Source organism: Pseudomonas sp. IT-P4 (assembly GCF_949767755.1).
In the GTDB taxonomy this organism is placed as follows: domain Bacteria; phylum Pseudomonadota; class Gammaproteobacteria; order Pseudomonadales; family Pseudomonadaceae; genus Aquipseudomonas; species Aquipseudomonas monachiensis.
In genome coordinates this window covers 378,691-393,492 of sequence record NZ_CATKPX010000045.1, presented here as the reverse complement: position 1 = coordinate 393,492, position 14,802 = coordinate 378,691, and the positions used below count along the sequence as shown (strand labels likewise).

16 protein-coding genes are annotated in these 14,802 nt (G+C 58.2%); 5 read left to right on the top strand and 11 right to left on the bottom strand.

All coding sequences use genetic code 11. The annotated features are described in order from the left end of the window. Positions 1 to 28: 28 nt before the first annotated feature. Positions 29 to 955 carry a LysR family transcriptional regulator gene (locus ACM6IT_RS19725; RefSeq protein WP_056720912.1) on the top strand — a complete coding sequence of 309 codons (927 nt, stop codon included), beginning with the start codon at positions 29 to 31 and terminating at the stop codon, positions 953 to 955. On the opposite strand, the gene ACM6IT_RS19720 is transcribed toward ACM6IT_RS19725, so the two are convergent. The 3 genes from ACM6IT_RS19720 to ACM6IT_RS19710 form a co-directional block, all read right to left on the bottom strand. Further along, positions 952 to 1,314 (bottom strand): diacylglycerol kinase, encoded by a 363-nt coding sequence (locus ACM6IT_RS19720; RefSeq protein ID WP_414918539.1) that lies wholly within the window; start codon positions 1,312 to 1,314, stop codon positions 952 to 954. The two genes, ACM6IT_RS19725 and ACM6IT_RS19720, sit on opposite strands and share 4 nt — an antisense overlap. A 75-nt stretch (positions 1,315 to 1,389) precedes the next feature. Then, on the bottom strand, positions 1,390 to 2,040 hold the full coding sequence (erdR, locus tag ACM6IT_RS19715; protein ID WP_008054094.1) for a response regulator transcription factor ErdR: 651 nt from the start codon (positions 2,038 to 2,040) through the stop codon (positions 1,390 to 1,392). A 218-nt stretch (positions 2,041 to 2,258) separates the two neighbouring features. Then, complete coding sequence (locus tag ACM6IT_RS19710; RefSeq protein ID WP_056720913.1) at positions 2,259 to 3,017, bottom strand: tRNA-uridine aminocarboxypropyltransferase; 759 nt, start codon at positions 3,015 to 3,017, stop codon at positions 2,259 to 2,261. A gap of 188 nt (positions 3,018 to 3,205) precedes the next feature. Here ACM6IT_RS19710 and ACM6IT_RS19705 point away from each other — a divergent pair, with 188 nt between their 5' ends. After that, complete coding sequence (locus ACM6IT_RS19705; RefSeq protein ID WP_056720915.1) at positions 3,206 to 3,628, top strand: PA3611 family quorum-sensing-regulated virulence factor; 423 nt, start codon at positions 3,206 to 3,208, stop codon at positions 3,626 to 3,628. Here ACM6IT_RS19705 and ACM6IT_RS19700 read toward each other — a convergent pair whose 3' ends face one another. Next, on the bottom strand, positions 3,629 to 3,823 hold the full coding sequence (locus tag ACM6IT_RS19700; protein ID WP_056720917.1) for a hypothetical protein: 195 nt from the start codon (positions 3,821 to 3,823) through the stop codon (positions 3,629 to 3,631). It abuts the gene before it with no gap. 481 nt (positions 3,824 to 4,304) lie between these two features. Between ACM6IT_RS19700 and ACM6IT_RS19695 the strand changes: the two genes are divergently transcribed. Continuing rightward, entirely contained in the window at positions 4,305 to 5,423 is a 1,119-nt protein-coding gene (locus ACM6IT_RS19695) for a TIGR00730 family Rossman fold protein (RefSeq protein ID WP_414918538.1), read from the top strand. 47 nt (positions 5,424 to 5,470) lie between these two features. On the opposite strand, the gene recX is transcribed toward ACM6IT_RS19695, so the two are convergent. From recX to ACM6IT_RS19670, 5 genes are all read right to left on the bottom strand, one after another. Beyond that, on the bottom strand, positions 5,471 to 5,938 hold the full coding sequence (gene recX / locus ACM6IT_RS19690; protein WP_056720921.1) for a recombination regulator RecX: 468 nt from the start codon (positions 5,936 to 5,938) through the stop codon (positions 5,471 to 5,473). Between the two features lie 8 nt (positions 5,939 to 5,946). Next, positions 5,947 to 7,005: a recombinase RecA gene (gene recA / locus ACM6IT_RS19685; protein WP_046041172.1), complete on the bottom strand. Its 1,059-nt coding sequence runs from the start codon at positions 7,003 to 7,005 to the stop codon at positions 5,947 to 5,949. 83 nt (positions 7,006 to 7,088) lie between these two features. Further along, positions 7,089 to 7,589 carry a CinA family protein gene (locus ACM6IT_RS19680; protein ID WP_056722269.1) on the bottom strand — a complete coding sequence of 167 codons (501 nt, stop codon included), beginning with the start codon at positions 7,587 to 7,589 and terminating at the stop codon, positions 7,089 to 7,091. Between the two features lie 118 nt (positions 7,590 to 7,707). Next, positions 7,708 to 8,049 carry a phage holin family protein gene (locus ACM6IT_RS19675; protein WP_056720923.1) on the bottom strand — a complete coding sequence of 114 codons (342 nt, stop codon included), beginning with the start codon at positions 8,047 to 8,049 and terminating at the stop codon, positions 7,708 to 7,710. A gap of 171 nt (positions 8,050 to 8,220) precedes the next feature. Continuing rightward, positions 8,221 to 8,955 (bottom strand): LexA family transcriptional regulator, encoded by a 735-nt coding sequence (locus tag ACM6IT_RS19670; protein WP_414914030.1) that lies wholly within the window; start codon positions 8,953 to 8,955, stop codon positions 8,221 to 8,223. A gap of 209 nt (positions 8,956 to 9,164) precedes the next feature. On the opposite strand from ACM6IT_RS19670, the gene mutS reads away from it, so the two are divergent. Next, on the top strand, positions 9,165 to 11,744 hold the full coding sequence (gene mutS, locus ACM6IT_RS19665) for a DNA mismatch repair protein MutS (protein WP_056720925.1): 2,580 nt from the start codon (positions 9,165 to 9,167) through the stop codon (positions 11,742 to 11,744). Positions 11,745 to 11,886: 142 nt separating this feature from the next. Then, positions 11,887 to 12,225, top strand: coding sequence for a ferredoxin FdxA (gene fdxA / locus ACM6IT_RS19660; RefSeq protein WP_056720928.1), 339 nt, complete (start codon positions 11,887 to 11,889; stop codon positions 12,223 to 12,225). A gap of 473 nt (positions 12,226 to 12,698) precedes the next feature. On the opposite strand, the gene rpoS is transcribed toward fdxA, so the two are convergent. Further along, on the bottom strand, positions 12,699 to 13,706 hold the full coding sequence (gene rpoS / locus ACM6IT_RS19655; protein WP_056720931.1) for an RNA polymerase sigma factor RpoS: 1,008 nt from the start codon (positions 13,704 to 13,706) through the stop codon (positions 12,699 to 12,701). 105 nt (positions 13,707 to 13,811) lie between these two features. Further along, the gene (locus tag ACM6IT_RS19650) at positions 13,812 to 14,669 is read right to left on the bottom strand and encodes a peptidoglycan DD-metalloendopeptidase family protein (protein WP_082562880.1); all 858 of its coding nucleotides are present in this window, start codon (positions 14,667 to 14,669) and stop codon (positions 13,812 to 13,814) included. Positions 14,670 to 14,802 lie beyond the last annotated feature (133 nt).

Sequence of the window (14,802 nt, the reverse complement as noted above, 5' to 3'; positions counted from 1 at the left end):
TAAGATAAGGGTTATCGGTTATATCGATATGCGATTTACTCTCCGTCAACTTCAAGTATTCGTCGCCGTCGCCCAGCAGGAAAGTGTGTCCCGTGCCGCGGGCCTGCTCAACCTCTCGCAATCGGCGGCGAGCACCTCGATCACCGAACTGGAGCGCCAGTGCAGCTGCCAGTTGTTCGACCGCGCCGGCAAACGGTTGAGCCTCAACGCCCTCGGAAAACAACTGTTGCCGCAAGCGGTGGCGCTGCTGGACCAGGCCAAGGAAATCGAAGACCTGCTCAATGGCAAGTCCGGTTTCGGCTCTCTGGCGGTGGGCGCGACCCTGACCATCGGCAATTACCTGGCCACATTGTTGATCGGCAGCTTCATGCAACGCCACCCGGAAAGCCAGGTGAAACTGCATGTGCAGAACACTGCCAATATCGTGCAACAAGTGGCCCACTATGAAATTGATCTGGGTCTAATCGAAGGCGACTGCAGTCACCCGGACATCGAAGTACAAAGCTGGGTCGAGGACGAACTGGTGGTGTTCTGCGCCCCCCAGCATCCGTTGGCCAAGCGTGGCACGGCCACCATGGACGAGTTGAGCCACGAAGCCTGGATCTTGCGCGAACAGGGCTCGGGCACGCGGTTGACCTTCGATCAAGCAATGCGCCATCACCGCACTTCGTTAAACATTCGCCTCGAGCTTGAGCACACCGAAGCGATCAAGCGCGCAGTGGAATCAGGTTTGGGGATTGGCTGCATTTCCAGGCTGGCTTTGCGCGACGCATTCCGCCGCGGCAGCCTGGTGCCTGTCGAGACGCCGGATCTGGATCTGGCGCGACAGTTTTATTTCATCTGGCATAAACAGAAGTATCAGACCTCGGCGATGCGCGAGTTCCTCGAACTGTGCCGCGCCTTCACCGCCGGGGTCCAGCGCAGCGACGAGATCGTGCTGCCGACGATCGCTTAAAGCAGAATCACCGCCCACACCAGGGCAATCATGCTCAATGCCACGAACTGGGCGGCACTGCCCATGTCCTTGGCATTCTTGGACAGCGGGTGCCGTTCAAGGGAAATGCGGTCGATGGCCGCTTCCACCGCCGAGTTGAGCAACTCGACGATCAACGCCAACAGGCATACCGCGATCAACAACGCCTGTTCGACCCGGCTGATATTCAGGAAGAACGACAAAGGGATCAGGATGACGTTGAGCAACACCAATTGCCGAAAGGCGGCTTCACCGGTGAAGGCTGCGCGCAGGCCGTCCAGAGAATAACCGGAAGCATTGAGAATACGTTTCAGGCCGGTCTGGCCTTTGAAAGGTGACATAGAGTGGGCAACTGGCAAAAAAGAAGTGGGAAAGCTAGTTCAACCAAAGTCAAAAAAGCGTGAATTTGCCAGCCTTTAATGGCTGGAAATTGACTCAAGTTGTTGCAAGAGCAGCGCGGCCTGAGTCCGGGTCCGTACATTCAGTTTACGGAAAATCGCGGTCACGTGCGCCTTGATAGTCGCCTCGGAAACGCTCAGCTCGTAGGCGATCTGCTTGTTCAGCAGGCCTTCGCAGACCATGGTCAACACGCGAAATTGTTGCGGGGTGAGGCTGGCAAGACCTTCGCTGGCCGCCTTGGCCTCATCCGAGACGCTGACCGCTTCAAATGCCTGCGGCGGCCAGAACACGTCGCCATCGAGAACGGCGCGCACGGCTTTCTGGATCACACTCAAGTCACTGGATTTGGGAATGAAGCCACTGGCGCCGAACTCGCGAGACTTGACCATGATGGTTGGCTCTTCCTGGGCCGAGACCATGACCACCGGAATCTGCGGGTACTGCCCGCGCAGCAGGACCAGCCCGGAAAAACCGTAGGCCCCCGGCATGTTCAGGTCCAGCAGTACCAGATCCCAGTCGGACTTTTCCGTCAGGCGCACTTCCAGTTCGGCGATGCTCGCCACTTCCACCAGACGCACGTCCGGGCCGAGGCCCAGGGTCAACGCTTGATGCAAGGCACTACGAAAAAGTGGGTGGTCATCGGCAATCAGGATTTCGTATGTGGCCATTTTTCAAATGATCCTGTTTTTCATGGGACGCCCGATGCATTCGGACCTCGCCAAAGCAAGTCAAGACACAGCCACGCAGCTGCACTGACAAGGCACGCTCAACGCAAAAAACGGCGTCGAAAATTCCGGCAGCACCCTAATCGGCGCCAAGCATGCCCAGCGAAGCCTGGGTGGTCAAGCAGCATGGCCGGTACACTTTATTGCAGTATGCGCGACAATCAGTCCATCAATGGAGTGACCGACCGGACATAGGGCATCAACTCGGCGTGCGCCGGGGTCGAAACGTTCATGTCCAACTGGTGTTTGGCGTCGAGGTAATGCTGGCTGAACACATCGAAGTAGGCGTCCAGCGCCGATGCCGCGGCGATATCGCCTGCGAGGTCGAGGCACAGCGCCGCCACTTCCGCCGTGCACAGATGTTCGCTGCGGGTCGAGCGGCGCAACCGGTAGCGGGAGAGTTTCTCCGGCAGAAGGCTGAGGATCGGCAATCGATCGAAATAGGGGCTCTTGCGAAAGATCTTCCGCGCTTCGGTCCAGGTCGCATCCAACAGAATGAACAACGGGCGCTTCGTGCCATCGACGTCCACAGTGTTTGTCACGCGTTCAGGTTCGACGTACTCCCCCGGAAACACCAGGTAAGGCTGCCATTGCGGGTCGGACAACAGCGCCAGCAACTTCGGATCGGTCTCGGTACGGGACCAGATGAAGGCATGGTTGTCAGGCACCACGTCGGCGATCAGCCAACCGGTGTTGCTCGGTTTGAACACTTCCTTATTGGTCATGATCAGGCACACGCCGGAACGGGTAGCGACCTGCGGGCGCCATGCGCACAGGCAGTGGCTCTCGATCACCCGGCAGTCACGGCAGCGCGTCGCGCGCCAGCCGCGGGCCTGAATCGGCTTGATGCCCTCCTCCTCACGCTGATCGCGCAAGCGGGCTACGGCATTCAAGGCAAAGCGCGCGGGGGTATGACTCATGGCGGGCAACGCCCACACAGAAGGGAAATCGACACGAAAAACACTCGACAGGGTAAAAAGTGCCAGCAGTTTACCAGAGCGCCCGGCGCAAGCCTGTACCGTCCAGCCCGCCTCCCCTATAATTCGCCGCCACTGAACGCACAGTCACGTGACGGGTCCAACCCGCATCACTGAACCAGGAGAGTTTCATGCTGCGCCTTATCGTTCCTACCGCGGCCATTTTGCTGGCGTCATCCTTCAACGCCCAGGCTGCGTCCTTGAAAGACACGGAACTGAACAAAATGCTGCAAAACGTCGCCGCCCAGAGCAGCGTCGGCACTCCTCGAGCGATCAACGAAGACATTCTCGATCAAGGCTATACCGTTGACGGCAAACAGCTGATCAACCACCTGAGCGTGCAGAGCAGCCACGCCGACAAGATGCGTGCAGACCCGAAAGCCGTGTACTTCCAGTTGGGAGCTTCTGTCTGCCGAAACGAAGGGTTTCGCAAGCTGATGGCCAAGGGCGCGATCATGCGTTACGACTTCACCGAGGTGAAGACCAACCGCCCGGTCGGCTCCGCAAGCTTCCAGGAATCGGATTGCCTGCAACCGGCGAAGAAGAAAAAGTAATCACCTGGATTTGGCGCGCCGCTGTTCATCTTCGGCGCGCAGTTCCGCCAGCAGCGCCTGCAAGTAATGCGAACGGCGTTCGCCACCGCGCAAACGACGGCAGCACTCATCCTCGAGACTCAAATGATGGGTCTCGGCTGATGACTTCAGCAATCGATACAGTTGCGTATCGATCTCCAGAACGACTCTGGCCATGGTTTCCCGCCTCCCTGCACCTCACTCATGTTTGAGTGATAAATCCTTGAATCGCTTGTACCGTGCGCCTTGCCGTTGACGCAAAGTTGTCGTGTTGCACCTGTAACTTAGTAAATCAGAGTGCAGCACATGCGACGTGCGTTCAGACGAGCGGTGAAAGCACCTTGCAAATCGTCAATAAGCGGTTGCCAGGAAAGACTTTGTGGCGCAATGATCAAGGCAGCGCAAATCACTGTGAAGACCTGGATTTCAGGGTATCCACCTATACTTCTTCAAGGCTGGAAAGGGGCTGGCCGTTGCTTGTCGTGTAGTGCGAACGTTTTTTTCATTCAAGGGAAAACAGAGCCTGTTTGGATGATCCGATGCCTTTCGGGTCAAGTAGATCGCCCAGGCATGGGCCTGGGCAGACAGCGACACATGAAGTGTCGTGGCACCGACTTACATTGTCGGGCCGAGGGTTCTGTGCAGAAGGAGAAGTTGAATGCCTTACCAACCGAATGACCTCCTGAGCCGTCATTTTGAAGAAAGCGGCCACGACCTCATCAGCAAGGTCGAAGAACAACTCAAGCTGATTTCACCCAACAGCCCGAACATCCCGATCTACCGCGACATGATCCTGACCGTGCTGCGCATGGCCCAGGAAGACCACAACCGCTGGAATGCCAAAATCACCCTGCAAGCCCTGCGCGAACTGGAACAGGCTTTCCGCGTGCTCGAACAATTCAAGGGGCGACGCAAGGTCACTGTTTTCGGCTCGGCCCGCACGCCCATGGAACATCCGCTCTATAGCATGGCCCGAGAGCTCGGTGCTGCGCTGGTGCGCTCGGACATGATGGTCATTACCGGTGCCGGTGGCGGCATCATGGCCGCCGCCCATGAGGGCGCCGGCCTGACACACAGCCTGGGCTTCAACATCACCCTGCCCTTCGAGCAGCATGCCAACCCCACTGTCGACGGCACGACCAACCTGCTGCCTTTCCACTTCTTTTTCACCCGCAAGCTGTTCTTCGTCAAGGAAGCCGACGCCCTGGTGCTGTGCCCTGGTGGCTTCGGTACGCTGGATGAGGCGCTGGAAGTGCTGACGTTGATCCAGACCGGCAAGAGTCCATTGGTGCCCGTGGTACTGCTCGACGCGCCGGGCGGCAAATTCTGGCAAGGCGCACTGGACTTCATCCACCAGCAACTGGAGGCAAACCACTACATCCTGCCCACTGACATGAAGCTGGTGAAACTGGTCTACAACGTCGATGAAGCGGTAGAGCACATCAACCAGTTCTACAGCAACTTCCACTCCAGTCGCTGGCTAAAGCATCAGTTCCTGATTCGCATGAATCACACACTCAGCGACCACGCGCTCGAACACATGCAGCAGGCTTTCGCCGACCTGTGCCTGAGCGATCATTTCCATCAACACGTTTACAGTAGTGAGGAACATGACGAAGCCGAGTTCAGCCATCTGGTGCGGCTGGCCTTCAACTTCAACGCCCGCAATCATGGCCGCCTGCGCGAGCTTGTGGACTACATCAACCTGCCGGAAAACTGGGCACAATCAAAACCCCAGGTACAACAACGCACCCGGGAGCCGTCAAAGGTTTCGTGAGGCATAAAAAAAAACGGCCCGCTATCGAGATAGCGGGCCGTTTCAGTTCAATCGTCCATCCCTCGACCGCTGAACAGGCGATTGATCATTTCCATGGAGTATCCACGGTACGCCAGGAACCTGCCTTGCTTGGCTCGCTCCCGGGCGTCTGCCGGCAATTGCCCTGAGAACTTGCGTCGCCAGGTATCGATCAATTGCTCCTGCCAGTCGATACCGCTCTCACGCAGGGCGAGTTCAATATCGGTGCGCTGCAGGCCACGTTGGCCCAACTCTTCACGAATGCGTAAAGGGCCATAACCGGAACGGGCGCGGTAGGAAACGAAACTTTCGAGGTAACGGGTTTCGGACAACAACCCCTCTTCCGTCAACCGGTCGAGTGCTGTTTCGATCATCTCAGGGAGGGCGCCGCGCTGACGCAGCTTACGCGTCAGCTCGACACGACCGTGCTCGCGCCGTGCGAGCAGGTCCATTGCGGTTCGCCGCACCGCGACGAGTGTATCGAGTACGGCGGTCATCGCTTCGATCAGATATCAGCGTCAGCCAGGTCGTCTTCGGTCTCTTTGACCGCAGAAGCTTTGGCGTCTGCTACCGACGAAGGGGACAGCAGCTTGTCACGTAGTTGCTTCTCCAGCTTTGCCGCGACTTCCGGGTTATCCGCCAGGAACTTGGCCGAGTTGGCCTTGCCCTGACCGATCTTGGTGCCTTCATAGGCATACCAGGCACCGGACTTCTCGACGAAACCGTGCAGAACACCCAGGTCGATCATCTCGCCGTTGAGGTAGATGCCCTTGCCGTAAAGAATCTGGAACTCGGCCTGACGGAACGGCGAAGCCACTTTGTTCTTCACAACCTTGACGCGGGTTTCGCTACCGACGACCTCATCACCTTCCTTCACCGCGCCGGTACGACGGATGTCCAGACGAACCGATGCGTAGAACTTCAGTGCGTTACCACCGGTGGTGGTTTCCGGGCTACCGAACATCACGCCGATTTTCATACGGATCTGGTTGATGAAAATCACCAGGCAATTGGCGTTCTTGATGTTACCGGTGATTTTACGCAGCGCCTGGGACATCAGACGGGCTTGCAGGCCCACGTGCATGTCACCCATTTCGCCTTCGATTTCAGCCTTTGGCACCAGGGCAGCCACGGAGTCGACGATGATCACGTCAACCGCGTTGGAACGCACCAGCATGTCGGTGATTTCCAGGGCCTGCTCGCCGGTGTCCGGCTGGGAAACCAGCAGGTCGTCGACGTTGACGCCCAGCTTGCCGGCGTACTCAGGGTCGAGGGCGTGTTCGGCGTCGACGAATGCGCAGGTCGCGCCGGCTTTTTGAGCCTGGGCGATCACGGACAAGGTCAGCGTGGTTTTACCGGAAGATTCAGGACCGTAGATTTCAACAATGCGGCCTTTTGGCAGGCCGCCGATGCCGAGAGCGATGTCCAGACCCAGAGAGCCAGTGGAGATGGCCGGGATCGCCTGACGGTCCTGATCGCCCATACGCATTACGGCACCCTTGCCGAATTGACGTTCGATCTGACCCAGGGCCGCAGCCAAGGCTTTCTTCTTGTTGTCGTCCATTAAAGTCCTCACGTAATCAATAAGGCCTGACGGCCAACACCTGTATAAGTAGCCAGTATTATTCCACAGCGATTCCGGATCGCCTACCCCTGATTTGAGATTTCTGCCGCGGCATACCGCAGCAGCCCCTCTAGCGCGGCCTTCACCGTTTGTCGGCGGACGTCGTCACGATTACCCGGGAAGTGCTGCCGTTCACAGAACACCTGGTCTCCGACGCCCCAGGCCAGCCACACCGTGCCAACCGGCTTGTTCGCCGTTCCACCATCGGGACCGGCGATGCCACTGACCGCCACGGAGAAATACGCGCTGTTTTTTTTCTGCGCCCCCCGGACCATGGCCTCGACCACCTCGCGACTGACCGCGCCCACGGTGGTGAACAACTCTACCGGGACATCCAGTTGCAGGGTTTTCTGCCGGTTGGAGTAGGTGACATAACCGGCCTCGAACCAGGCCGAACTCCCGGGGATACGGGTGATTGCCTCGGCGATGCCGCCGCCGGTGCAGGACTCCGCCGTGGTGACGTGGGCATTGAGAACCTGCAGGCGTCTGCCGAGTTCGGCGGCGAGCTGGGTGATTTCGTTCACGGTCATCTCCTGATCGGGCGGGATGAGGTTAACCGTACACGAGCAGACCGCACTTGCAAGCGACAGGACCGATCAAAATGTAAAGAACCAGAGGCTCTGGAAAAGGCCTGTCGGGGAATCAATCTTCGACGTCACCGGACGGAAGATGTCCGATCCCCATACGCTTGGCCATCCAGCGCTCATACAACCCTAGAACCACGTCTGTACCGGCCATCGCCGCTAAACAACCACCCGCACAGGCAGCCCAGATGGAAACATTGGCGGCATGCAGCAGCATGATGACCGAGGCGCCGCAGATCATGCTGGAGCCAGACCGCAGGCCCAGGCGTCGGACAAGGGGCCAGCCACGAACGCCCTCTTTATCGGCACGCCACATTTCACCGGTAACGCCACCAAGTATTGGCAGACTGATGAGCAGCCACAGAGGCATGTCCAGCAATGCATATTGCTCAACGGTCATTTCATGCCTCCTTGAGTGAACGGTCACTCCGCGTTCTTGAATAGACAGGCAAGCAGATTATGCATTGATGCATAATCAGTCAATGCATTAACGCATTGAAAAATGATCCGATGTTTTCAGCACGCGAAAAAAAACCGCTCGGGAAGCGGTTTTTATCTGAGCGCAAGGGCGTTAGCGAGCGTACATGCCCCACCAGAAGACATGGCCGAGGATAACAATCGGCTCCTCCTGGACTTCTTGAAAGGTGTAGTCCTCGTCCGGATGCTCGTCACGATTGAAGCTGCGCAAGCGAATACCGGTCGGCAGGCGATACAGCTGCTTCACCCGCAATTGGCCGTTGTGATTGATTGCATAAAGGTCGCCGTCAACGATATCGCCAATGCCGCACTTGCCGGCATTGACCCCGACCGTGGCGCCGTCGCGCAGTACCGGCAACATGCTGTTGCCCCGCACTGTCACGCATTTGGCCTGGTCGAACTGCACACCGTTATGGCGCAGGCTTCGCTTGCCAAAGCGCAGGCTAGAGCGCTCGCTTTCTTCGATGACGAATCTTCCTGATCCCGCGGCCAATTCAACCTCGCGAAGAAAGGGGACCGACACCTCGTCGTCATCGACAGGGGTATCGTCATCCCACAGACTTATATCCTTGAGTTCCGAATGCACTGGAGCGCGCCCGGCATTAGCGGCAAACGAGACGTCCGCGCGGCCACGCAACTGGTCGGTGCTCAAGGAGAAATACTCGGCGATCTTCGAAATATGTTTATCCGAAGGATCGACGATCTTCCCGCTGAGAATGCGCGAGAGCGTGGATTGAGGCACGCCGGTGCGACGGTGAAGCTCCGTGGGGGAGATCCCGTGCTGATCGAGCAATGCTCTTAATACGGTAGACACGTTGCGTTTTTGCATATCTCGCATAGTGCTTGCTCTTCTCGATGAAGACAATGCCGATTTGCATAATCGATACATATCACGTTTTTTGCATCGTAAAAGATGTCACCCGGCCGTGGCGCCTGCGTCGGGCAGACCGCCCATGGTAACCTTGCGCCCATCGCGGAAAAGCCCGGCCATTGCCCCGCTTTTGCCCCACCTCTTTCAACGAGCTTCCTGACAATCCGATGAATAAAGCCGTCTCCGACCTGTCCTCCCACACCCCCATGATGCAGCAGTACTGGCGCCTGAAAAACCAGCACCCGGACCAGCTGATGTTCTACCGCATGGGCGACTTCTACGAGATCTTCTATGAAGACGCGAAGAAGGCCGCCAAGTTGCTGGACATCACCCTGACCGCCCGTGGACAGTCGGCTGGCCAGGCGATTCCGATGTGCGGGATTCCTTACCACGCCGCCGAGGGTTACCTGGCAAAACTGGTGAAGCTTGGCGAATCGGTGGTGATCTGCGAGCAGGTCGGCGACCCGGCCACCAGCAAAGGGCCGGTGGAGCGGCAGGTCGTGCGCATCATCACACCGGGGACGGTGAGTGACGAGGCGCTGCTCGACGAGCGTCGGGACAACCTGATCGCTGCAGTCCTGGGCGATGAGCGCCTGTTCGGCCTGGCGGTGCTGGACATCACCAGCGGTAACTTCAGCGTGCTGGAAATCAAGGGCTGGGAAAACCTGCTGGCGGAACTGGAGCGGGTCAACCCGGTGGAGCTGCTGATCCCGGATGACTGGCCCAAGGACTTGCCGGCGGAAAAACGTCGCGGTGTGCGTCGCCGCGCGCCGTGGGATTTCGAACGCGACTCGGCGCTCAAAAGCCTGTGCCAGCAATTCTCGACTCAGGATCTCAAGGGCTTCGGCTGCGAAAACCTGACCCTGGCCATCGGCGCCGCCGGTTGCCTGCTGGCCTACGCCAAGGAAACCCAACGCACCGCCCTGCCCCATTTGCGCAGCCTGCGTCATGAGCGCCTGGACGACACCGTGGTGCTCGATGGCGCCAGCCGTCGCAACCTGGAGCTCGACACCAACCTGGCCGGCGGCCGCGACAACACCCTGCAATCGGTGGTGGACCGCTGCCAGACCGCCATGGGCAGTCGCCTGCTGACCCGCTGGCTGAATCGCCCGTTGCGCGACTTGACGGTGCTGTTGGCGCGTCAGAGCTCGATCACTTGCCTGCTCGACAGTTACCGCTTCGAAAGGCTGCAACCGCAGCTCAAGGAAATCGGCGACATCGAGCGGATTCTTGCGCGGATCGGCCTGCGCAATGCCCGCCCCCGCGACCTCGCCCGCTTGCGTGACGCCCTCGGCGCCCTGCCAGAACTGCAAGTGGCAATGACGGAGCTCGAAGCCCCGCACCTCCAGCAACTCGCCACCATCACCAGCACCTACCCGGAACTGGCGGCACTGCTGGAAAAAGCCATCATCGACAACCCGCCCGCCGTCATTCGTGATGGCGGCGTGTTGAAAACCGGCTACGACAGCGAACTCGACGATTTGCAGTCGCTGAGCGAAAACGCCGGGCAATTCCTGATCGACCTCGAGGCACGGGAAAAGGCTCGCACCGGCCTGTCGCACCTGAAGGTCGGCTATAACCGCATCCACGGTTACTTCATCGAGCTGCCAAGCAAGCAGGCGGAATCGGCACCGGCCGACTACATTCGCCGCCAGACGCTCAAAGGCGCCGAGCGTTTCATTACGCCGGAACTCAAGGCGTTCGAAGACAAGGCACTATCAGCCAAGAGCCGCGCCCTGGCCCGCGAGAAGATGCTCTACGAAGCGTTGCTCGAAGACCTGATCAGCCAGCTGCCACCGTTGCAGGACACCGCCGGCGCCCTGGCCGAGCTGGATGTCTTGAGCAACCTGGCCGAACGAGCACTGAACCTCGACCTGAACTGCCCGCGCTTCGTCAGCGAGCCGTGCATGCGCATCACCCAGGGTCGTCACCCGGTGGTCGAACAAGTGCTGACCACGCCATTCGTGGCCAACGATCTGAGCCTGGACGACAACACCCGCATGCTGGTGATCACCGGTCCGAACATGGGCGGTAAATCCACCTACATGCGCCAGACCGCCTTGATCGTGCTCCTGGCGCACATCGGCAGCTTCGTGCCGGCAGCCAGTTGCGAATTGTCGCTGGTCGACCGCATCTTCACCCGGATCGGTTCCAGCGATGACCTGGCCGGCGGGCGTTCGACCTTCATGGTGGAAATGAGCGAAACCGCGAACATCCTGCACAACGCCACCGAGCGCAGCCTGGTGCTGATGGACGAAGTCGGGCGCGGCACCAGCACCTTCGACGGTCTGTCCCTGGCATGGGCGGCGGCCGAGCGCCTGGCGCACCTGCGTGCCTACACGCTGTTCGCCACCCACTACTTTGAACTGACCGTCCTGCCGGAAGCCCAGCCGCTGGTGGCTAACGTGCACCTCAATGCCACCGAGCACAACGAACGCATCGTGTTCCTGCACCACGTGCTGCCCGGGCCGGCCAGCCAGAGTTATGGCCTGGCCGTTGCGCAACTGGCAGGCGTACCGAGCGAGGTCATCACCCGTGCTCGCGAGCATTTGAGCCGCCTGGAAGACACCGCCCTGCCCCATGAAACACCGGCACCGGCCAAGGGCAAACCAGCGGCTCCGCAGCAAAGCGATCTGTTTGCCAGCCTGCCGCACCCGGTGCTGGATGACCTGGCCAAGCTCGACCTGGACAACATGACGCCACGTCGTGCTCTCGAAATGCTCTATACACTAAAGACACGGATCTAACGCAGCGGCTTGCAAGCTGTTAGAATCTCGCGCGGTTTGGGATGCTGCTGGCTAATAGCCTGGCCAGCAGACTATCGCTCCCGAACCTGGCGACCCCTACGAGAAGGGGCGCAGCAAGCCGCGCCTGAGGAGAAAATTAGAAATGACCTTCGTCGTCACCGACAACTGCATCAAGTGCAAGTACACCGACTGCGTAGAAGTCTGTCCGGTGGACTGCTTTTACGAAGGCCCGAATTTCCTGGTGATTCACCCGGATGAGTGCATCGATTGCGCGCTGTGCGAACCTGAATGCCCTGCCGTGGCTATCTTCTCCGAAGATGAGGTTCCGGCCGGCATGGAAAACTTCATCGAGCTGAACGCTGAGTTGGCCGATATCTGGCCAAACATCACCGAGAAGAAAGATTCGATGCCTGATGCAGAAGAGTTTGATCGCGTCATCAACAAATCTGTAGGCAGCAAGCTCAAAGACCTCGAGCGCTGATTACCCCCCGCGTTCTCTGAAAAGGCCCCACAAGGGCCTTTTTGCTTTTCTGCAGGCAAAAAAAAGGGGCGGTTTGACCCGCCCACATTTTTTCCCTATTCCCTGTGTTCCTTTTCATCGTCCTGATGAATCGCGTCCTGCGATATCCATATCCCTCATCCTTGAAGGACGTGTCTGTCCGTCGACACAACCTCAATACTAGAGTGTTCCCCTGCGGGATCAATGGCCCCTTGGCGCGAATTCCAACTGTCACACGTCATTAATAATAAAAAATAGTTATATAAATCAAAAAGATGAACACACAAAACGTTCAACATGGACGATTGCCAGGGTGTAAAAATAACGAACACTTACGCAAGTGTAAGCCTGGGCTTACAGCACGAAACCAAAATCCCGAGAGGATTCGGTCTTCTGCTCAGGCAATAAAAACCCCCGAACCAGTCGGGGGTTTCATTGCCTGAGCAGTGAGTGCCTTATTGGAACAGCGACTCGCTCGACAGACCATTTTTTTCCAGGATCTCGCGTAGCCGCTTCAAGCCTTCCACCTGAATCTGTCTGACCCGCTCGCGGGTCAGGCCGATTTCCAGGCCTACGTCTTCAAGGGTGCTGCTTTCATGACCGCGCAGGCCAAAGCGGCGTATGACCACTTCGCGTTGCTTGTCGGTCAGTTCCGAGAGCCATTGATCGATGCTCTGGGACAGGTCATCGTCCTGCAACAGTTCGCATGGATCGGTTGGACGGTCGTCAGTCAGGGTATCGAGCAGTGTTTTATCCGAATCCGGACCCAGCGAGACGTCGACCGAAGAAACCCGTTCGTTAAGGCCAAGCATGCGCTTGACCTCTCCCACCGGTTTTTCCAGCAGGTTGGCGATTTCTTCGGGTGAGGGTTCATGGTCGAGTTTTTGCGTCAGCTCCCGCGCGGCCCGCAGGTACACATTCAGCTCCTTGACCACATGAATCGGCAGCCGGATGGTCCGGGTCTGATTCATGATTGCGCGCTCGATGGTCTGGCGAATCCACCAGGTCGCATAGGTCGAGAAGCGGAAACCGCGTTCCGGATCGAACTTCTCCACCGCCCGGATCAAGCCGAGGTTGCCCTCTTCGATCAGGTCCAGCAGCGACAGCCCACGATTGACGTAACGCCGGGCGATTTTCACCACCAGCCGCAGGTTACTTTCAATCATGCGTTTGCGCCCGGCCGGATCGCCACTTTGCGACAGGCGCGCAAAATGAACTTCTTCTTCGGGTGATAGCAGGGGAGAGAAACCAATTTCATTGAGATACAGCTGCGTGGCATCAAGTGCCCGCGTGTAGTCAATGTACTTGTGTTGTTTCAAGGATGCGGAGTGTTTGGATTTGGCACGAACGGAAGGTGGAGCCGCCCCTTCATCATTCGACATCGAATCCGTATCGATGCTGCTCTCCATCAGGAGAACCTCATCGTCGATGTCAAACTCCGGCACTTCTTTACTGAGAGCCATTGTTATAGTCCTTTGGTGAGTTCGACCTCAAGCTCAAGCGGCGCCTTTATCCCTGGCAACGCTGGAGCCTGTCCCCTCTACGCGACGGAACAGGCTGGTAAGCGATCAACGACGTGGCAGGAATTGCAGCGGATCTACAGGTTTACCTTGGCGGCGAATCTCAAAATGCAGTTTCACCCGGTCTGTACCCGTTGACCCCATTTCGGCAATTGTCTGTCCGACCTTGACCTGCTGCCCCTCCCGAACCAACAACCTGCGGTTATGTCCGTAGGCACTGACGTAGGTTTCACTGTGTTTGATGATTACTAATTCGCCGTAGCCCCTTAAGCCACTCCCGGCGTATACCACCGTCCCATCAGACGCAGCTAAAACAGGCTGTCCCAAATCTCCGGCGATATCAATTCCTTTATTCAAACTACCGTTTGAAGAGAATTTTCCAATCAGAATGCCATTAGATGGCCATCCCCAGCCGGTCGGGGCTGGCCCGGGAGGGGGCAACGGAGCGGGTGCAGGCTTGCTCGCGACGGACGGTACAACCGTCGTGGTGCTGGTGGTCGTACCGTTTGCCGAACGACGGATGACCGTGGTTTTACTCGACGACGAAGGTGTTGAGCTGGACGAACTGACCACCGCCGTCGACGTTGAATCGGTACGACCATCAAAGCGAATCGTCTGACCCGGGCGGATGGTGTAAGGCGCGGGAATGTTGTTGCGTGCCGCCAGGGCCTTGTAGTCCCAGCCGTAACGGAAGGCAATGGAAAACAGGGTGTCCTTGGGCCGAACCACGTATTGTCCGGTGGTCACGGCCGGACGCTGGGTTGCGGCGTTGTTGCGGTCGACGACACGAACATCGCTGGACTTGTTGCTGGAACAACCGACCAGCAACGTGCTCAAGACAAGGCCAGTCACCAGGCGCTGAAAGCTCGTTTTACTCATACGCTGCGCAATGACTGTGAGACTCACCCGCCGCTCCCTCTGTGGTGGCTGAAAATGTGAAATACCGGAGTCCGGTAATGAACTGTCGCAAGTATAACGGGCCGTGCCCGCTTTACCTTTAATGTGGCGAATCGGTGTCGCGCACACGTTTGCTGCCTGA